The organism is Leptothoe sp. ISB3NOV94-8A (assembly GCF_043421595.1).
GTDB lineage: Bacteria > Cyanobacteriota > Cyanobacteriia > Phormidesmidales > Phormidesmidaceae > Leptothoe > Leptothoe turfae.
In genome coordinates this window covers 3571710-3591446 of sequence record NZ_JAXSQW010000001.1, presented here as the reverse complement: position 1 = coordinate 3591446, position 19737 = coordinate 3571710, and the positions used below count along the sequence as shown (strand labels likewise).

The window sequence follows — 19737 nt, the reverse complement described above, 5'->3', positions numbered from 1 at the left end:
AGTCTCAGGATTTTTTCTTAGGGCTGATGGAGACGCCGCCGTCGCCGCCAACGCTGACTATAAACTCAGATGAGTTACCGGATCGTGTTTTGGACTCTTTTCCCTGATGTTTGTTGCCATTGAGCAGCATAATTAAACCGGCAAGAGTCAAACCTAGAATCATTGACATATCCATATGACGATTCTCCTTGGTAAATGCTACGGATAAATACAGTTTTGAACCTATCGATTCCAGAGCAAAGCTGCATGGTTTCTCGGATAGTTGATTTAATTGTCACCAAATGTCCATAAACGACCTCGGTGATTACACGTAGTCGACAAAAAAATGTAGGAGACTTAACGTTCCTTTAATCAGGAACTAGGGTAGATAACTGAGCTTGGTATAGTTAGCTACTGTTGTTGTTGCGGTCTTCACGCAACCCGTTTTTATGTTTTCTGTGTATGGTGCGTATACCCACGCTGCGGTTTGATCGTGGCACATTAATTTTGCACCCGCCGCCGCGAGGTAAGGGGTGGATTGATCATGCCGTGTGGGATGACCGCATTGAACGGTTTCGGATCCCGGCCCACTGCTATCGCCCATTGTTAGAGACGCTGCGTCGTGAGCAGGTGGAGGTGAATGATCAGGCGTCTGACTTTACCGCTTTGGAACTAACGCCTCGTCTGACGTTTAAACCTTATCCCCATCAAAGCGAAGCTCTCCAGGCTTGGCAGCAAAACAGGTGGCAAGGGGTGGTGGTTTTACCGACAGCGGCGGGTAAGACTTACCTGGCTCAATTAGCGCTACAGGCGATTCCCCGCAGTGCTTTGATTACGGTGCCCACATTAGATTTGATGCATCAGTGGTATGCCCATTTAGAGACGGCATTTCCCGATGCGGATATTGGTTTGTTGGGTGGGGGTAGTCGCGATCGCACCGATATTTTAGTGGCCACCTATGATAGTGCGGCGATCCATGCAGAAAGTTTGGGCAATCGCTATGGCCTATTGGTGTGCGACGAATGCCACCATTTGCCCAGTGACTTTAATCGGGTGATTGCTGAATATGCGATCGCACCCTACCGATTGGGGCTCACCGCTACCCCTGATCGGGCTGATGGACGCCATAGCGATCTCGATCAGCTACTGGGGCCAGTTGTCTATCACAAAACGGCGGCTGAATTGTCTGGTCAGGCGTTAGCCCCCTATCAAATTGTGCAGCTAAAAGTCTCTTTGTCAGAAATTGAGCGGCGGCGGTATGCAGAGCTGATTCAACGACGCAACGACTTTTTGCAGCAGTCTCGGATTTGGCTTGGCAGCCCTGAGGGATGGAAGCGATTTGTCACCGCCAGTGCACGTTCGCAAACGGGGCGTCGGGCAATGCTGGCTCATCGTGAGGCTAAAAATATTGCCCTGGGCACCGCTGGCAAACTGAGGGTATTAGAAGATCTGTTGGCTCAGCATTACCCTGAACGCACCATCATTTTCACCAATGACAATGCCACAGTGTATAAAATCTCCCAAGATTTTTTGATCCCTGCCATTACCCATCAAACTCCGGTAAAAGAGCGGCGTGAGGTTTTGCAAAGCTTTCGCACAGGAGACTATAAGACCATTGTTGTTTCCCATGTGCTCAACGAAGGGGTGGATGTTCCTGATGCGAGAATTGCAATTTTGTTATCAGGCAGTGGCTCTACTCGGGAATATATTCAGCGTTTAGGCCGTGTGCTCCGTAAGGGAGATGGGAATAAATTAGCGATCTTGTATGAAGTGATTGCAGAAGAGACTACGGAGGAGAATATTGCCCGTCGACGCAAACAGTCCCCACGTAAACGAGAACCAGGTAAGCGGGATAAGGGGTATCGTACAGATGTCGAGCAGCTGCCCTTGGTGGCGGAGTCCAGTCCGGATTGGCTGTCTGAAGATCTACCCTATTAACTTGCGACTCTGGCGGATTTGGCGATGGCTGGATCAGCGGGTAATACGTCGATGGGTAAGGTGATGAGAAACTCAGTCCCTTTGCCTACCTTAGAGCGTACTCGGATTTTGCCGTGGTGCTGTTGAATAATCCTAAAACAAATGCCTAAGCCTAGACCTGTCCCTTTACCCACTGGTTTTGTTGTGAAAAAGGGGTCGAAAATCTTTCTGCGGATCTCGCGGGGAATGCCAGGACCTCGGTCACAGATAATAATTTGAACATGCTTGTTATCAACCCTGCGGGTGATGATTTTTAGCTTTTTGCGATCGCAATTAGCCTCAAACATGGCATCTAAGGCATTGACAATTACGTTAGTAAATACTTGATTAAGCTGAGCGGGATAACAGCGCACCAGGGGTAGCTCACCATATTTTTTTACAACGGTGACTTCGTGTTTGATGCGGTGATTGAGGATCAGTAAGGTGCTATCAATGCCCTCGTGGATATTAACATCTTTGACCGTGGCCTCATCCAGACGGGAGAAATTGCGTAACGACTGAACAATTTCATGGACTCGTTCTGTTCCCACATTCATTGAACCCAAGAGCTTATCCAAATCTTCTAATAAAAAGTCAAAATCAATTTCTTCTAACTTTTGAAGAATTGCTAAGGACGGTTCTGGATACTCTGTTTGGTAAGTTTTGATCAGCTCTAGTAAATCCTCAAAATATTCCTTTAGAGGCTCGATGTTACCTTGCACAAAACTAATGGGATTATTGATTTCATGGGCAATGCCAGCGATCATCTGGCCAAGGCTAGACATTTTTTCAGTTTGAATCAGCTGGGTTTGGGTCGCTTTTAGCTCCTTTAAGGTGTTGGATAGTTTTGTTGTTCGTTGTTGTACTCTGCTTTCCAATGTTTGGGCCGCTACTTCTAGTTCATAGGTATAATGGCCAACCCATTCAATCAGCTGATTGACAGACAGGGCTAAAATACTAATATCGTCTTGCGTACTGGCAGGTGCCCGTAAATCAAAGCGACTTTCCCCGGCTACTTGTTGTGCTATCAGAGTAATATCTTGAATGGGCCTGGCTATTCTTTTTGCAATCCAATAGCCAAGGATAGAGGTAATAAATGACCCGCCTAATGTGACAATGGCGATAAAAAACCAAAGTGCGTCTTTTGCCTGAGTTAACGACTGTTGGGAAATCAGTAGCACTAGCTGAAACTGTTCACCATCGAAGCTAGCCAGAGAAATAGACTCCGCTAAGAATTTCTGACGATCGATAGTAATACAATCCTGGAGATTATCGAGACTTAGTGGGTCTAAATGGACAGTGTCAGATGAAAATGTGGAGGCGACAATTACATCATCTGATAAAACAATGATCTGTTCTTGAATCGTTAAATTAATTTGATTGAGAAAATCACTATCAAGGGCTGTACCCAGTAGAACGCCGCCGATTACCCCTTGATCATTTTTAATGGGTGCAGTACCAATTAAAACCGGGGGGCCAAAATTATGGCTACTGACAACATCAGTAATCTCTGATCCTTTGATTAGTAGGTTATTGATCTCTTGGTCGTTAAGATTGAAACTCTGTAGTTTAGTATCTTTGTCGTGAAATAGTTGTCTTTTATTATGATCGATAATATTAGTAATATCGGTCTCTAAAATCCCTTCGAGGGAGAGTATTGTTTGCTGGAGTTGATTGATATCTTGATTGATGATTGCCTGAGTTATGAAGGCTTCAATGGATAAAAAACGGGCCCCTTGCCGTAGAGAAGCCATTTCTCGATAAATATCTCTCTCAACCAAAGCAGCAAGTTCTTCTGCCTGCTCCTTTTTATCTTGTTCTAACTTATGTGAGAAAAACTTTCCTACTGTAGCAACGCTGACTACCCAGAAACCTAGAAACATCACAATGAAAGGCACGCTAATCTTTAGTGGTAGTGATGCTCTCTGGTATTTAAGTAGCAACCTTTTGAAGTACAGCAAGCCCATGGGTTAAAACATTATTCCAGACTAATTGGTGTTGATTGGAAGATAGTCGCTATTACCTAAAATTTGTTGTCCTTCAAGGTATAACGCATCCAGGTTTTGCTCATAATACGTAGATGCTGAAGTCAAATCCGTCATAAATTGGGCTGGTCCACGAGTCTTCAATTCTCTATTCATCAAGTACCCCAGGTGTTTAAAGTTTGTGAAAAATCTTCAGTTGATTGGCAACTTTATTGGATGATTTTCGTCTTAGAAAGATGGGATAACATCAAAATAAAAAAGACACCATTATCTATTTTTTTAACGCAATAACAATGTCTAATGTCTATTGAGGTCCGTGACTATGACAGTATGCGTGGGGCATTGTTGAGTTAAGGTATGGCGGCATTGAGCCAGCTGCCACCATTAATGGGATGCTGGTCCAGAATCATAGGTCGGCCACCCACGTTACACTAGCTACGGTTGTTCTGCGTTGACTAATGACTCTGCTGGCTTTACGGGACATAAATAAGGACTTTGGCATTAAGGAAATTCTTCGGGATGCCAGCTTTAGTATTGAGGAAGGGGACCGGGTGGGGCTGATTGGCACCAACGGTTCGGGTAAGTCAACGCTGCTAAAGATGATCGCGGGTATAGAACCCATCGATAGCGGCGAAATTTGGAAGAATGCCAGCAGCAAAATTGTCTATTTGCCCCAGCAGCCAGACTTGGATGAAGACCTGACGGTACTGGAGCAGGTGTTTGCCGATAGCGGTGACAGTATGGCGCTGGTGCGGGAGTATGAGCTGATTTCTGCTCGGTTGGCGGACGCGACAGGAGATACGCACCAGCTGATGGCGATGCTATCACGGGTATCTCAGCAGATTGATCAGGCGAATGCGTGGGAGCTAGAGACCCAGGCGAAGGTGATATTGACCAAGCTGGGAATTGAGGATTTTAATGTCAAGATTGGAACGCTGTCGGGGGGATATCGGAAAAGGATTGCGATCGCAACCGCCCTCCTCTCCGAACCCGACCTTATTCTTATGGATGAGCCTACCAATCACCTTGATGCCCTGTCGGTAGAGTGGCTCCAAGACTACCTAGGCCGTTATCGTGGTGCCCTATTCCTGATTACCCACGACCGCTATTTCCTGGATCGAGTCACCAACCGCATTCTAGAAATTGATCGAGGTGAGCTGTATCCCTACTCAGGCAACTATAGTTATTACCTAGAGAAAAAAGCGGCTCAAGAAGATGCAGCCGCCAGCAGCCAGAAAAAGCACGCTGGAGTGCTCCGACGTGAGCTAAAGTGGCTACAGCGCGGTGCCAAGGCCCGTAGCACTAAACAAAAAGCCCGCATTGATCGCATCCGCGATATGCAAAACGCTGAGTTTAAGCAAGTCCAGGGCAATGTGGAGATTGCCACTGCCGGTCGCCGCATCGGTAAAAAAGTCATTGAGCTAGAAAACGTCACCAAAGGCTACGATGACCGCATTCTGATCAAAGACTTTTCTTATTTATTTACCCCAGAAGATCGCATTGGCATCATTGGCCCCAACGGTGTGGGCAAGTCCACGTTGATGAATATTATCACCGGGCGCGAGCAGCCTGATGCTGGCATCGTTGAGATTGGTTCTACTATTCACATCGGCTATTTTGACCAGTATTCCGACGATGTGAACATTAATGAAGACCAGCGGGTGATCGATTATCTAAAGGACGTGGCTGAGCTGGTAACCACTGCCGATGGTACGGTGATTACCGCTTCTAAAATGCTGGAACGATTTCTCTTTCCGCCCGATCAGCAATATGCGCCGATCCATAAGCTTTCTGGTGGTGAGCGACGACGTCTGTTTTTGTTGCGGGTGTTGATGCAGGCTCCTAATGTACTGATTCTGGACGAGCCTACCAATGATTTAGACGTGCAGACCTTAGGCATTCTAGAAGACTATCTAGAAGACTTTAACGGCTGTGTGATTGTTGTTTCTCATGATCGTTATTTTCTCGATCGTACTGTTGAAAACGTGTTTTCGTTTGAAGGGTTAGGTAATCTCAAGCAGTATCCTGGAAACTATTCAGTCTATTTAGACTATAAAGAGAAAGCTGAACAGAAAAAGAAACTTAAACAGGAAGCTGCTGCCAAACCACAGAAAACTCAAAATTCAAAACCCAAAACTCAAACCTCATCAAAGCCCAAGAAAATCTCCTATAAAGAAAAGCGTGAGTATGCCTCTTTGGAAGAGAAAATTCCAACTTTAGAAGCAGAAAAAGGAACCCTAGAAAACCAGCTGTATACTAACCCACCTAGCGACTACAACGAAATGCAGGTACTGTCTCAGCGATTGGCAGATCTGACAACGGAGATTGATACGGCAACAGAGCGGTGGATGGAGTTAGCGGAGCTAATGGAGTAAGTTTTGAGTTTTAAGTTTTAAGTTCTTATTTTGGGTGGACTGCCTAAAAATTATTAAGGCAACTTGATGTATTCTCTTAAACTCAAAACTCAAAACTTACTTAACTACGTTTTAAAAACTCTACCTGTGGCACTAGCGGATCGTTAACGACTCCTACCCCCTCATAGCCCCAGCGCTCCATCATTTGCTTAAGCTGTGGCCCACTGATGGGTTCGACGGCAAAGCGATTAGCGACTTCAGCTGCATGCTGATTAACATAGCTAAGGGCTTCATAGTCAGCGTTAAAAAGCATCAAAAACCCTTTTGAGGTTTCAGTATTGCGAGGTTTCGCAGCGAGATATTGCCCGTCGTGGGTGGAGCGTAGTAGATAGTAAGATTTGGTGAACATAGTATACGAATTGCTTTATCCTTACGCTAAGAGAAAAATTCTCAATCGCCTACGTTCCTGTTGCGAAGCTTAATTGATCTAGGTGGGGGTGGTTGGCTAGAGACCTTTGTTTAGAAGTCAAACTTAAAAATCATAGTTCATTCCTTGAGGGGGGTAGACAACTTTTTCATCAGAAAGAGAACGAACGTTGCTGAAGCTACATACGAGATTTGAAACAGTTGATGCAAAAAGGTATGCCACAAAAAGGGTTGGTACTTTGTGGATATTTCAGCGGACGGACAGCGTGAACCGGTGAAAGTTGAATAACCTATTAGTGCACTGTTACTGGACAGCATGCCTTGATGACCTATCGCCACTTGCTATTAGTTATCCTTCTGCTGTCCACTATGGTTGGATGCCGCATGGGAGGACTATTTCCCCAGCGCAGTCTTGTCGCCGATCTGCAAGCCAATGATCGTGAATTGAGCCTGGCTTCCATTGGCCCTAACACTTGGAATCGCATGTGTGTACTTGGTCCATATACCACCAATAATATGGCCCAATCTACCCTTGGATTTCCTTGGGATGTAGAAGTTCGAACCGGTATAGAAAAGCGTGACGATATCTATGTGCTTGTGTTCGTCAACGAGGACCAAGTAGCCATGTATCTTAAAATGCCACGTCACGGAGGAGACTTACTCCACTCAGAAACGTTGTGTTTTGAGTTTTCTGATGAAACACTCTATCGAGATGAGTTGGGAAACTGGACAATTCAATGACACTAAAATGCAGTTGTATTGTCCAAGCCAGCATTACCGAGGATAGTAAGCTTTAATGCACGCTGCCTTCGCATGACCGTACCTGGGGGAAGTTGAATTTTTTCTGGAGAAACACAGCGTACATGTTTCAATACCGTCCGTTAAACTCACGGAATACATACATGTTAATAGCCGCTACCACAAAGCAGATGATAAAGATTAATACACGAATGCCGTAGATGGGTTCATTCATCAGCTGGCCATCAGCAAAGATCGGGGTAAATGAAGGTTCTATTTTTGCCATGATGAACCCGGCAACGAAGGCCGTAATGGTAGAGGTGGCTTGAGAGAGATTTTTTAGTTCATTGCTGGTGTTTGGAGCGACCAGGAACCCTACTAACCATCCCCCGGCCCAACCGGAAACGGCAATTAATATCGTTTGGGCAAAGCCTGGGTCGTTTAATTCACCGTGGACCCGGTTTGCTAACCAAATCACGATGCCAAATACTATAAAGCCGACAAGTAGACCACTGTAGGACCTAAAAGGCTGCATGGTCTAATTCATCTTTGAGAGTTTAATGCGCGGGTCCACAAAGGACAGCGCCAGGTCAGCCAGCAAGTTACCAACGATTAGCATGGTGGCTCCCATCATTAGACTGGCCATAATCAAGTACAGGTCTTGGGACTGCACTGCTTGTAACGTTAATCGTCCCAGACCTGGCCAGCCGAAGAAATATTCAGTAATAAATGCACCACTCAGTAAACTTGCAAATTCAAACCCTAGCAAAGTAATCAAAGGATTGATGGCATTGCGCAGGGCGTGGGTATAAATGACTCGCTCTTCTGGGAGACCTTTTGCGCGGGCAGTACGGATATAGTCCTGTCGCAATACGTCGAGCATTTGGCCCCGCATCAGTCGCTGTAGGCCTGCAAAGCTGGTAATGCTGAGGGCCAGTGTCGGCAAGATCATGTGCCAAGCCACATCTAGCACTTTGCCAATCCAGTTGAGGTCGTCATGGTTGATGCTGGTGCGTCCGCCCACTGGAAATAGGGGAGTGGTGAGCTGAGCAAAAAATAGCAACAGCAGACCCGTAATTAGGGCGGGAAAACCTTGGCCAATGTAGCTGAGTACCCGTAGGATACGGTCGGTAAATTTGTTGTGATTAACGGCCCCAATGATGCCCAGAGGAATTGCAATGGCCCAGGTAACGATAATGGATGCAATGGATAGCAGCAACGTATTGGGGATACGCTCTGCCAAGATTTCTACCGCTGGGCGTTGATAGGCAAAACTCACACCAAAATTGAGCTTGGTGACCACCTGGTAAATCCACTGAAAGTATTGCTGCCAAATGGGTTTATTGAGTCCAAACTGTTCTTCAAACTGCTGGATAGTTTCAGGAGAGATCTGTGGATTTTGTCGCTGAGCATCTAAAAAGTCCCCAGGTGCTAGCTGAATGATAAAAAAGCTAAAGGCTGAGGCCAGTAGAAGCGTCAATAATGCCTGCAAAATGCGCTTGAGCACATAGAGCGTCGTCTCACTGGTGAGCACCATCTGCAGTGTTTGCAATGGTGAACGAGATTGGGTAGAAGTGGGCTCTGCAGTCATGGGCAACGAAATTAAAGTTGGGTGCAGAATTTCGTTGTAGGGGCGCAGCATGCTGCGCCCCTACAGGCGTGATCTCAGTATGACAGTAGCGTGGTTATGGGAATTCCGTCAGGGAGTTTTTGGCGACCATTCAATTCGCTTAGCTCAATTACAAAACTAAAGCCTGCAATGGTTGCGCCAGTCTGCTCAATCAACTTTGCTGTGGCTGCTGCTGTGCCGCCAGTGGCCAGTAAGTCATCTACGATCAGGGGGCGGTGACCGGTATCTAGAGCATCCTGGTGTACTTCGAGGCTATCTTGCCCATATTCTAAGGCGTAGGAGACTTGGTGGACAGCGGCGGGGAGCTTGCCGGGTTTGCGGACGGGGATAAAACTCAGACCGAGTTGGTAGGCAAGGGGCATGCCAAAGATAAAGCCTCTGGATTCAATGCCGACGATGCAGTCTGGCTGATGGTTGACGGCTTGTTCTGCCATCAGATCAATAGTGGCTCTCAGGCCGTCAGCATTTTGTAGCAGAGTTGTAATATCTCGGAAAAGGATGCCAGGTTTGGGAAAATCGGGTATCTCACGAATCAGTGCATGGATATCTGTGGTGGACTTCACGGTGGGGGCTGATGCAGGACGGCCCTATTTTATACTCTGTGGGGCTGTTGTTGTGTCGGTCACGTGTGGGACTGACCAACCTGTCAGTTTTGCCTTGCCTTCCGGTGAGATTCCAGTAGGATAAGGGGCAGAAAATGTCCGCGAGGCTGTGTTTATCTGTGAATAACGTTCCTCAGTCGCCAGCTGCCCCTGCTAAACGTCGCTGTACCGTTACAGTATCTGCGCAGGCCTGGCACGGTTCAAAAGCGGCGGCGCAAGCGGTGGGTTGTGGCAGTATTTCAGAGCTACTGGAAAAACTAGGCAATGGTGAGCTGGTTATTGTCACTGCCGATGAAGTGGGACCGCCTATTGATCAAGGGAGCTCTCCAGTCAGTGATGAGCCGTGGGGAACGTTTGCAACGGATATTCCCACAGCCCAGGCTCGGACAGTCACAGCATGGTCGTCAGATTCAGTTAATACCCAGGTAAAGCCCTATCCTACTAATCAAGGAGCGTCTCAAACTAATCAAGGAGCGTCTCAAACCAAACAGCTTCGATTTTCCCTTGGCAGATTGCCAAAGCTAGCCCTGACGGCAACCTGCGCGTCACTTATTTTGTTGCCCATTCTCTATGTGTTAGACCTGCGGCTGTCAGGGCCTAAGAGAGCCATAGTTGATTTTCAGAGTGCGTTGACCCTGAAGACGGGCGATACGATCGCAGGTTATGACGTCACTGACCATATGCGCATCCGGCCTGTGCATCCGGTAACAGGTGCCATTAATGTGCCCCATAATGGTGTGGATGTGGCGACCCCGTCAGGTACCCCGGTGTATGCGGTGGGGGTGACGGGAGACCAGGTTACGGTGGAATGCTGGTGGGATGTGGATGGCGGTGGCTGGGTTGCCAATCAAACTACAGAATCCTACCCGAAACTAGTGTTTCAGTCCCTGCATTTGCTAGAAAATGAGTGCCGTTCGGGCCAATTTACTAGCGGCGAAGTGATTGCCCTGACTGGCAATAGCGGTCTGGGGTCAGGCGAACACTATGATTTTCGAGTCAAACTCGACGGAAATTATATTGACCCTCCAAAACAGTTTCTAGAAGCGGCTCTGACGGGTAAAACCTTATCTCGTGACGGTCAGCTAGCGGACCTGTAATACCAGTTTTTATTGCAATGGCTGATCGGGACTGCACACTGTAGACCAAAATTCTACATCTGTGCGAGAGTCGAGAACGCCTGTGAGTTGGCTGCGATAGCCGGTTAGACGCTCTCGTTCTAGGCCCTCAGCATAGGGGATAAGCTCATCGACAGTGGCGGTAACGCAGACCCAATCTTTGGTTTGAGCTGCCAGGTTTAGCCGGGCTTGAAGGGTATCGACCTCTGCTTGAATAGCGTCAAGGCGATTACGCTTGATGTAATACTCCATGTTTGCGATCGCATTCAGGGCATAAACATCATCTGGCCGTTCCTCTAAAGCCCGACGAAAGTTAATGAGTGCTGTCTGATAATCAAATTGATTTGCATAGGTATAGCCCAGGTTCATTGCTTGGGTATAAGCGTCTTCTGGCTCCGGCGTCGTTTCAATTTGCGCCAGGGCCACTGTCCCAGGCAAAAGCATCGACAAACCTAAAAGTGAGCTCCATAACCACTGCTTTGCCATTAATCGCCTAATTGACCTCTGTTATTTTCGATATTGTTACCACGGATTGCTACGAAGCAACCCCATCGACCATAAGGTTTATGGGATGAAGTTACGTGAACCGGAGTTCAACATAATTGAAGGAAACTGAAGCATTAGGCTACCCCGCCTGTATTTCAATGTTTCATGATGCAAAGGGCATTAGCTACAAAAACTGAGGTTGCGTCGTGTCTCGTAAATTGTTACATTAGTTTACATTAATATAAGTTTACAAAAGCCTGCACACTTTCGGTGCTGTACTGACAAGTTGCTGTTTTGGGCGATGTAACCCTATCCGACTCTGCACTAGCGGTTGAGGAACCACCTTTGGAAGCATCTCAGTTAATTAGACGATATAACATTGGTCAGCGTCAGTTTGATCGAGCAGATTTGCGTGAGGCCCAGCTGCCTGAAGCGACGCTGAATGGCTCATGTCTGAATTATGCGGACTTAACATGGGCTAACTTGAACCAGGCGAATCTGGAAGCAACTCAATTGGTGGGTGCGATGATTTGGCGAGCCCATCTAAGCTGGGTCAATTTGAAGCGAGCCGACTTGTGTCGAGCCTTATTATTGCGCAGTTGTTTCACATTTGCCGATTTATCCGATGCATCACTACAGCGGGCGGACTTACGTTTGAGTGATTTTAGGCAGGCAAACTTGCAGGGGGCAAACCTACAGGGCGCTAAGCTCTGTTTTGCTGATTTGAGTGGTGCTGATTTATCCTATGCCAACTTGAGTGGTGCTGATTTGACTGGTGCGATTGTGCGGGGTGTTAACTGGTCCAATGTGCGCCTGGATGGAGTGATTGCCAAATCAGTTGAACCGCCTGCCTTGGTTTAGTGCTGTGTGGCGTAAATTTATCCACTAGGGATGTGGATGAGGGGATGCAATAGCTGCTACATTTCGGCCATCGGGTTGCTAGTTTATAGTCCTCTCCTTAGGCCCAAAGCCGTATTTGAGTGATCTCTGGTGCGACAACCACAGCTGCTGTATATCCGTCGCAGGGAGTAAATATCTGTAGCTGCCATGGTTGACCTGTTACCTTTAATTGCGGTGTTGGTGACAGGTCAACTTCAATGCCAGCTAGCGATTCGCTGATACCCTGACCTGTGGCTTTGAGGTAGGCCTCTTTGCATGTCCAATATTTTAGAAAAGCGCTGCTGTGCTGTGTGGGTGAAATGCTGGCAAGGGACTGTTGTTCTGATGGTGCCAGGCAACGCTTGATCAGGCCGTCTAATCTATCCATAGAGCGCAATTGCTCAATATCTACGCCAACAACGTGTTGGGCAACACCACACAGGGCATATTCACCTGAGTGAGAGAGATTAAATTGCCAGTCACAATGCTTGTGCAGGGATGGCTTGCCATGGGTCCCATAGTTAAAAATAAGGTCAGCAGGACTGGTTTGACAGTAACCGGCCAAAATCTGACGTAGACTACTGCGGGCAACTGCAAATTTACGCTGATCGGCGGCAAAACGATAGCGATTCATGCGGTTGAGCTCATCTTTTGACAGTAAATCCACTTGTGCTGGTCGATCCAGGGGAATGCGCCATAGATCCATTGTGCTGTGGTCTATGGTTTGGTAGCAATCAGCTGGAGCTTGCCTCCAAGTTCTATGCTCAAGATTGTCTTGGATTGCCTTTGTCATAGTCTTGAGAAGCTGCCAGAATTAACCATAGGGCTTTCATCATCTTAATCCTGAGGGTTGCCGAGTCAATCTTGTTGACCGCAAGGATTTGTAGCCCAAGACTGCAGCGACTGTGGGGGATGCTGCGTTGGTGACTATGTTGGCTTCTAAACAACTAAACGTTAGAGCACCCATGGTCAGAATTATAGTCAATCGCTTTATGTAAATCTGGAAGTATTACTACCGGTTATTGCTATTAAATAAATAGTCCATATGGCCCTATCTCCTGCGCAAACGTCTTATTCCGGTCGTTCCACTAACTATTGCCCACGTATTGTGATTGTTGGTGGTGGATTCGGCGGTTTGTATACGGCGTTATATCTGCAGAAATATCGTCATCTTAGGGACAGTGCCATTACCCTGATCGAGCCTCGCGAACGATTTCTTTTTACACCACTGCTATACGAAGTTTTGACTGAGGAGTTGTTGCTTTGGGAGGTCGCGCCTGCTTACCAGAGCTTGTTAATGGGGACCAATGTCCAATGGCAGCAGGATTGGGCTGACCATATTGATCTAGAACAGCAGCGAGTCATGCTGCGTCAGGGTGACAGTCTCCCCTATGACTATCTAGTGGTCTCTACCGGTGCTAAAACGCGACCATTGCCAATTCCTGGTATTCGTGAGCATGCCATTACGTTTCGCAGCCTTGATGATGTGGTGACTGTTAAGGCTCAGTTAGATCAGCTGGTCCAGGCTGCACACCCGGTTGCTGTCACCGTTATTGGGGCTGGAGCGAGTGGTGTTGAATTGGCGACAAAGGTCGCTGATCGTCTTGGTCAAAAAGGGCAGGTGCGGTTGGTGGATCGTGGTCATCAAATTCTTAAGCCCTTTCCTAAAGGACTGCAGCGTCAGGCCATGGATGCCCTGTTGCAGCGTAATGTAGACGTGCTGTTACAAACCCAGATCAATCAGGTAGGGCCTACTACAGTGGGGTTAGACGAGGGTCAGGTGCCCAGTCATCTCACCCTTTGGGCTACGGGAACTGAGCCAGTCGAATGGCTAGGTACCCCCGTGCGTACTAATGATCAGGGACAGGTGTGGGTGCGTTCTACGCTACAGCTAGAAGACTATTTCAATGTTTTTGTGGTTGGAGATGTGGCGGCTCAACCAAAGCCGATTCCCAACACCGCCCAGGCTGCCTATCAAGCTGCCGCTGCTGTGGCTAGCAATTTGGCCTATATGACGCGACAGCGACAGCCCAAATCTTTTCGCTATTTGCACCTGGGTGACATGTTGGCCCTTGGCAAGGGAACCGCTGGGGTATGGAGCTTTGGCCTTAGTTTGGGTGGAAAACTAGGTGGCATTATTCGCCGAGCTGTGTATATTCATCGTCTACCCACCAATCGGCATCGATTGAAGGTGGCCCGTCGTGCCCTACAACAGATTGTCGCTGGACTTTGGCCGTTTAAGAAATCGTAGAATTGGTTTGGATGATGGGGGTTACTGAACTGGCCTAAGTGTTTCTGGGTGAATGGTTGCTAAATTACCTTTGCGTTGATTTTTTTGTGAGGTGGGCACTGCCCACCCTACGTGCTCCTTTGTTACCTGTTTTCTGCCATGATTTCTCGCTGGCTTAAACCCCTTGAACATCGTTACGGTCTCGATTTACGTTCCTTAGCGCTGCTGCGTTTGGGGCTGGCGTTGGTGATTCTCTTCGATGTGTGGTTCCGCCTGGGCAATGTAGTGACTGATTATACTGACCAGGGGACATTGCCTCTTAGTGCCCTGGGAGAACTTTGGCTGCCAGGGTACTGGTCGATTCATGCGTTAAGTGGCTCAGTGGTGTGGCAGTGGGGGTGTTTTGCGATCGCAACCTTTAGTGCCCTACTCATGCTGATCGGCTATCGTACTCGCTGGGCTACCATCGTGGCCTGGCTCATGTTGATCTCATTGCATAACCGCAACCCTCTGATCGTATCGTCAGCTGACGATGTGCTGCGAGCCATGGTTTTCTGGGCCATGTTTTTACCGTCGGGCAGCAGCTACTCAGTGGACCAGGCATTAAACATGGCCAAAACTCCCCAGCCGAAACGTATTGTGACCATGGCCACCGTGGGGTTGATGGCTCAACAAAGCTATATCTATATAGCGTCTGCCCTGTCTCAACCCCTGAGCGGTGGTACCGGGGTGGGTATGATGGCCATGGTGTTGGCATGGGTAGGCCCCCTGCTACTCTGGAGCCCAATCAAAACTGATGTTTGTCGCCTGTTGGCCGTTGTGCTCTTGCTGCTTTTCCACATGGGCGGGGCACTTACCTTAAACCTGGGCTTACTGCCTATGATCAGCTGTATTACCTGGTTAGCCTTTGTGCCCTCATCGGTGTGGGATAACTTAGCTGAGCGCACATTTACCCCCAAACACCTAGGACTCAAAATTTATTACGATGCGGAGTGCGGCTTTTGCAAAAAGGTTGTGCATCTGATTCGGACGTTTTTAATTTTGCCGCGTCGAGTCCCATTGCAAATTACCCAGAGTGATCCGGTGATCCAGACCGCGATGGAAACCCACAACTCCTGGGTGATTGTCGATTGGCAGGGACAGCATCATTACAAATGGCATGGCATTGCCTATGTGGTTAGTCTCTCACCTGTGTTTCGGCCCCTAGCCCATGTACTACGAGTGCCTCCGCTGATGGCCGTGGGTACTCGCCTCTATGAAACCATTGCCAGTAATCGTCGCTTTGCTGGTAACTTTACCAAGCCCTTTAAATATCAGTCGTTTACCGTCCGCTCCCACCGTGTTTTCAGCTTGCTCGCTCTGGTTGCGCTATTGTTGATTACCCTGTTGAATCTGCGCAGTATTACTGCCTACGATGCCATGGCTACGAGTCAACAACCGGCTGTGGCGTTACTGCGTCAGGTAACCGATGGTCCGATAGTGCGAAGTCTAGCCCCTTTAGGCCAAGCGGCCCGGCTGGATCAGTCCTGGCACATTTTCTCCCCTGATGCTGATGGACAAGAGAGTTGAGTGCGATCGCAACCCTACCCAAGACTCCCCATTCCCCACTTCCCTGGACTTGATACTATAGTTCTGGCATTCCAGCGCACCCCAGTATCTCCATGCAGCTTCGCGCATTTTTTCGCAACGCAGGGCAGTGGCTTTTTAAGTCTCCTGACCAATCACTTGATCAGGCCTACGGAGCTGCTTTAGCTATCAAAAAGATAGAAGACGACTACTTCGACGGTAAACCCATCACTCAAGACAATAGTGAGTACGGGGACAGTGCCTATCGCTACATCGAAGGAGAAGTTGAGCGTAACATTGCCCTAATTCGGCAGCGAATGGAGGAATTTGAAGCTACTCGATCCAGCCTTTCTCAAGGGCGGCAGATGGAAGTGCAGTCCTACGACGATCAGCAGGATGAATATACCCTCGATCTAATTGATCAATCTGCCATCATCTTCAAGAAATTACGGTTTATTGATGAGATTTTGGGGCGCTACAACGACCTGTCTGCTTCGCTCACCTTGAGCAAGGTCAATGACACCAAGACAACTCAGCAAAATTCAAATAATGTCGCAGGCAAAACTGAGAAGAGCCGAGCCGGACTAGCCGCTCGCAGTAGCGTGTTACCACGCTCCATCTTGCGTACGGTCGATCGGGTTAAACAAGATCTCGATCCTAAGGCTGAAGCTGACGTGATGCGCGGTTTTCGCAAATCTCAGAATAAGACGAAAATAGCCTTACGCTTTATATTGCTGCTGGTGATTGTGCCCCTGCTTACCCAGCAGTTGACCAAGCACTTCATTGTTGGCCCTGTGGTGGACTATGTGCGCGAAACCACAGCAGCTGAGGTATTTCTCAACGATGAGATGGAAGAAGAAGCCCTACATGAACTACAGCAGTTTGAAGAGCGACTGCGGTTTGAGGTGATTTTAGGCAAAGTGGCTGCCCTGAATGAAATTCAATTAGAAGAGCGAGTATTAGCCAAAGCCTTAGATATTGAAGAAGAGTATCGTGAACGTAGTGCCGATTCAGTCAAAAATGTTTTTGCCGATATTTTTGCGGTGTTCGCGTTTTCACTATTGTTGAGTACCTGCAAACGTCAGGTTGCCACCCTCAAGGCCTTTATCGATGAAATTGTTTACGGCTTGAGCGATAGTGCCAAGGCATTCATTATCATCCTGTTCACGGATATTTTCGTGGGATTCCACTCTCCCCATGGCTGGGAGGTGTTATTGGAAGGTCTATCGCGCCACCTGGGGTTTCCGGCCAACCGCGACTTCATTTTTCTATTCATTGCCACGTTCCCGGTGATTTTAGACACGGTGTTTAAGTATTGGATTTTCCGTTATCTCAATCGGATTTCGCCATCCGCCGTGGCCACCTACAAAAATATGAACGAATAGGGGGAGGCCACTGGTAGAGACGTTCCATGGAATGTCTTTACCAATGGCCATAAAAAAAATTAAAGACGGTGGTTGCATCCGTGGGAAAACCCACTACACTGACCAATTAGTCCCGATACTGGTAGGGGGATACTTCCCCCGATCAACTTTTAGTGGGGCGCACACTCACCTGTGAAGGAGCCGATCAATGAGCACACCCTGGGAACCTGGCACCCCGTTGGGCGCACGCTATAACGTACTGCGAGAACTGGGAGAAGGGGGGTTTGGTCGTACCTATTTATCTGAGGACCTACATCGGTTTAAAGAGCTTTGCGTGTTGAAAGAATTTGTGCCCCAAATTGACGATCCGGGCTTATTAGCCAAGGCGCAGGAACTATTTGAGCGGGAAGCCAAGATACTTTATCAGTTGGAGCATTCCCAGATTCCCAAATTTCGCGAGTTGATGCGGGAAGGCGGCCAGCTATTCCTGGTACAAGACTATGTGGCAGGGACTACGTACCGTAGCTTGCTAAAAAATCGTCAGGACTATGGCGGTCATTTTAGTGAAACGGAAATTACCCAGTTGCTGTATCAGCTGCTGCCAGTGCTGGACTATATTCACGGCTTGGATATCATTCACCGTGATATTTCCCCTGAGAACTTGATTTTACGCACCCAGGATGGGCTGCCAGTGCTGATTGATTTTGGCAGCGTTAAAGAAATCGCCGCAACTGTGGAGCAAGAGCTGTCAGCGGCAGCCAATAAGACCCGCATTGGTAAAGCTGGCTATGTGCCGCCAGAACAGTTTCAGTCTGGCTCGGTGGATGCCACCAGCGATCTATACGGCCTGGCGGCAACCCTGGTGGTTTTGGCCACTGGAAAAGAACCTCAAGAACTTTTTGACATTTACGAAGGCGTCTGGAACTGGGAGCGTTTTGTCACCCTGGGTGAACCCCTAAATCAGGTGCTCAAGAAAATGTTGGCTCCATCTCCAGTGCAGCGCTATGCTTCTGCTGCTGCGGTGATGCAGGCTTTGCAAGGAGAGATGTTTGGGCAAGAAATGCCAGCAGAGGCTGATCTACCCTTTGATGAGACTGAGCTGCCGCCTATATACACTGATGGTGGTAGTTCTGTCGGTGGCAACGATGCTGACGTCTATCCCACCACCGAGGCAACTCAGGTTGTTTCTCCCTCATTAACGGCAACGACGCTAGATACACCTAGTGCTGTTAGTCCGATGAAGCAAACTGGCGATAGAAGCGGGTTTATTCAAGCCACAATTGGCTTGCTAGCGTTACTGGGCATCACGAGTTTGATCCTGGCATTGGTGGTGGGATTGGGGTTCCGCCCGCGCTGGCCTTTTGGGCAAAGAGCATCCCAGCCTGATCCTGTTGAGGATGTGCAAAATGGGATCACCCCAGATGAACGTGCTCGTAAACAGGAACTATTAGAGCGGCGTCAATCGTTAGGTGTGGGCGAAGCTTGGCTCAATCTTTGGGTAAATCAGCGTTTCTATGAGCAGTACCCAAACCTCCGGGGGCGTCCCTTAACGGTGTCGATGGAAGATGCTCCGTTGCGACTACGTTGGGACAACCTATCGATGGATACTCTTGATACGCTGGAGCTGCATTTGAGTATGCCAGCGCGACGTGGATTGGGGGCCTATGGAGCTGACGATCGTGAAAGCTGGCGCAGAACGGTAAATCAGCTCAATGTCAGCAGTCGGGCCCTGGATGATTTGGCCGATGCAAAGTTTACGGCTATTTTTCCTCAAGAGCGACGCGATGGGATTTTGGATCAGCCCATTGGTCAAGTATGGTATGCCCTGGCTCAAGATGGTGTGGATGATTTGAAGTCTGGCGACACCCTGGAACGGGTAGAGTTTGAACCGGGGACGTTTAGAGAACGGTTAACTGGGCAGCTAACCCCTGGTGAAGGGAAAGTATTTGTCTTGGATCTGGAAGCCGGGCAAAATTTGCGGCTCAATTTGCAAGCACCTCAGGAGAGTACGTTAATGTCTCTCTATTTGCCGGAGCCCACCCAAGACACGCCGTTTTTGCTGTCTGATTCATCTGAAACTACCTGGTCAGGACGGTTGCCCCAAAGTGGTTATTACGAAGTGGTGGTGGTATCTAATTCTCCCAATCCTCTCAACTATGCCCTGACAACGGCTGTCGACAACATTCGCCCCACACCTCCCCCAGATGAGACGGGTGAGGAGGAGGCTGAGAGTGGTGATACGCCGCCGACTAATGAAGGCTCAGCCCCCGATGGAGATGAGGCGACGGATGAAACTCCATCTGAAGGTGGTGACTCTACAGCCCCTGATAATGAAACGGATGATGCTGACGCAGAAACCCCAGATGGCAGTGACCAGAGTACTGATACCGATACCTCTGATACTCCCATCGTTGATTTTTAGTGGCT

General features: G+C 48.3%; 17 protein-coding genes. 9 read left to right on the top strand and 8 right to left on the bottom strand.

Annotation, left to right across the window (positions count from 1 at the left end; genetic code table 11):
• Positions 1-4 precede the first annotated feature (4 nt).
• Positions 5-175: a hypothetical protein gene (locus SPB21_RS15185; RefSeq protein ID WP_163698426.1), complete on the bottom strand. Its 171-nt coding sequence runs from the start codon at positions 173-175 to the stop codon at positions 5-7.
• Positions 176-441: 266 nt separating this feature from the next.
• On the opposite strand from SPB21_RS15185, the gene SPB21_RS15180 reads away from it, so the two are divergent.
• Positions 442-1917 carry a DEAD/DEAH box helicase gene (locus tag SPB21_RS15180; RefSeq protein WP_499867053.1) on the top strand — a complete coding sequence of 492 codons (1476 nt, stop codon included), beginning with the start codon at positions 442-444 and terminating at the stop codon, positions 1915-1917.
• Here the strand turns inward: SPB21_RS15180 and SPB21_RS15175 are convergent.
• Positions 1914-3818, bottom strand: a complete 1905-nt coding sequence (locus SPB21_RS15175; protein ID WP_499867052.1) for a sensor histidine kinase — start codon at positions 3816-3818, stop codon at positions 1914-1916. The two genes, SPB21_RS15180 and SPB21_RS15175, sit on opposite strands and share 4 nt — an antisense overlap.
• Positions 3819-4378: 560 nt before the next feature.
• On the opposite strand from SPB21_RS15175, the gene SPB21_RS15170 reads away from it, so the two are divergent.
• Positions 4379-6295 (top strand): ABC-F family ATP-binding cassette domain-containing protein, encoded by a 1917-nt coding sequence (locus SPB21_RS15170; protein WP_499867051.1) that lies wholly within the window; start codon positions 4379-4381, stop codon positions 6293-6295.
• A 100-nt stretch (positions 6296-6395) separates the two neighbouring features.
• On the opposite strand, the gene SPB21_RS15165 is transcribed toward SPB21_RS15170, so the two are convergent.
• A complete protein-coding gene (locus tag SPB21_RS15165; RefSeq protein ID WP_006515333.1) occupies positions 6396-6683 on the bottom strand; it encodes a hypothetical protein in 288 nt (95 codons plus the stop codon).
• A 341-nt stretch (positions 6684-7024) separates the two neighbouring features.
• Here SPB21_RS15165 and SPB21_RS15160 point away from each other — a divergent pair, with 341 nt between their 5' ends.
• On the top strand, positions 7025-7441 hold the full coding sequence (locus tag SPB21_RS15160) for a hypothetical protein (RefSeq protein WP_499867049.1): 417 nt from the start codon (positions 7025-7027) through the stop codon (positions 7439-7441).
• A 127-nt stretch (positions 7442-7568) separates the two neighbouring features.
• Here SPB21_RS15160 and SPB21_RS15155 read toward each other — a convergent pair whose 3' ends face one another.
• From SPB21_RS15155 to SPB21_RS15145, 3 genes are all read right to left on the bottom strand, one after another.
• Complete coding sequence (locus SPB21_RS15155; RefSeq protein ID WP_163667873.1) at positions 7569-7973, bottom strand: hypothetical protein; 405 nt, start codon at positions 7971-7973, stop codon at positions 7569-7571.
• A 3-nt stretch (positions 7974-7976) separates the two neighbouring features.
• Positions 7977-9029 carry an ABC transporter permease gene (locus SPB21_RS15150; protein ID WP_431732049.1) on the bottom strand — a complete coding sequence of 351 codons (1053 nt, stop codon included), beginning with the start codon at positions 9027-9029 and terminating at the stop codon, positions 7977-7979.
• A 74-nt stretch (positions 9030-9103) separates the two neighbouring features.
• Positions 9104-9631: an adenine phosphoribosyltransferase gene (locus SPB21_RS15145; RefSeq protein ID WP_163667875.1), complete on the bottom strand. Its 528-nt coding sequence runs from the start codon at positions 9629-9631 to the stop codon at positions 9104-9106.
• A gap of 158 nt (positions 9632-9789) precedes the next feature.
• Here SPB21_RS15145 and SPB21_RS15140 point away from each other — a divergent pair, with 158 nt between their 5' ends.
• Entirely contained in the window at positions 9790-10767 is a 978-nt protein-coding gene (locus SPB21_RS15140) for a M23 family metallopeptidase (RefSeq protein ID WP_499867047.1), read from the top strand.
• Positions 10768-10776: 9 nt separating this feature from the next.
• Here SPB21_RS15140 and SPB21_RS15135 read toward each other — a convergent pair whose 3' ends face one another.
• Positions 10777-11271 (bottom strand): tetratricopeptide repeat protein, encoded by a 495-nt coding sequence (locus tag SPB21_RS15135; RefSeq protein WP_163698414.1) that lies wholly within the window; start codon positions 11269-11271, stop codon positions 10777-10779.
• A gap of 345 nt (positions 11272-11616) precedes the next feature.
• Between SPB21_RS15135 and SPB21_RS15130 the strand changes: the two genes are divergently transcribed.
• A complete protein-coding gene (locus tag SPB21_RS15130) occupies positions 11617-12132 on the top strand; it encodes a pentapeptide repeat-containing protein (RefSeq protein ID WP_499867046.1) in 516 nt (171 codons plus the stop codon).
• Positions 12133-12229: 97 nt separating this feature from the next.
• Here the strand turns inward: SPB21_RS15130 and SPB21_RS15125 are convergent, their stop codons facing one another.
• A complete protein-coding gene (locus tag SPB21_RS15125) occupies positions 12230-12943 on the bottom strand; it encodes a 4'-phosphopantetheinyl transferase family protein (RefSeq protein ID WP_163667884.1) in 714 nt (237 codons plus the stop codon).
• Positions 12944-13195: 252 nt separating this feature from the next.
• Here SPB21_RS15125 and SPB21_RS15120 point away from each other — a divergent pair, with 252 nt between their 5' ends.
• The 4 genes from SPB21_RS15120 to SPB21_RS15105 all read left to right on the top strand — a co-directional run bounded on the left by SPB21_RS15120 (position 13196) and on the right by SPB21_RS15105 (position 19732).
• The gene (locus SPB21_RS15120; protein ID WP_499867045.1) at positions 13196-14401 is read left to right on the top strand and encodes an NAD(P)/FAD-dependent oxidoreductase; all 1206 of its coding nucleotides are present in this window, start codon (positions 13196-13198) and stop codon (positions 14399-14401) included.
• Between the two features lie 138 nt (positions 14402-14539).
• Positions 14540-15949: a DCC1-like thiol-disulfide oxidoreductase family protein gene (locus tag SPB21_RS15115; protein ID WP_499867044.1), complete on the top strand. Its 1410-nt coding sequence runs from the start codon at positions 14540-14542 to the stop codon at positions 15947-15949.
• Positions 15950-16041: 92 nt separating this feature from the next.
• On the top strand, positions 16042-17331 hold the full coding sequence (locus tag SPB21_RS15110) for a proton extrusion protein PcxA (protein WP_163698411.1): 1290 nt from the start codon (positions 16042-16044) through the stop codon (positions 17329-17331).
• A gap of 187 nt (positions 17332-17518) precedes the next feature.
• A complete protein-coding gene (locus SPB21_RS15105; protein ID WP_499867042.1) occupies positions 17519-19732 on the top strand; it encodes a protein kinase domain-containing protein in 2214 nt (737 codons plus the stop codon).
• Positions 19733-19737 lie beyond the last annotated feature (5 nt).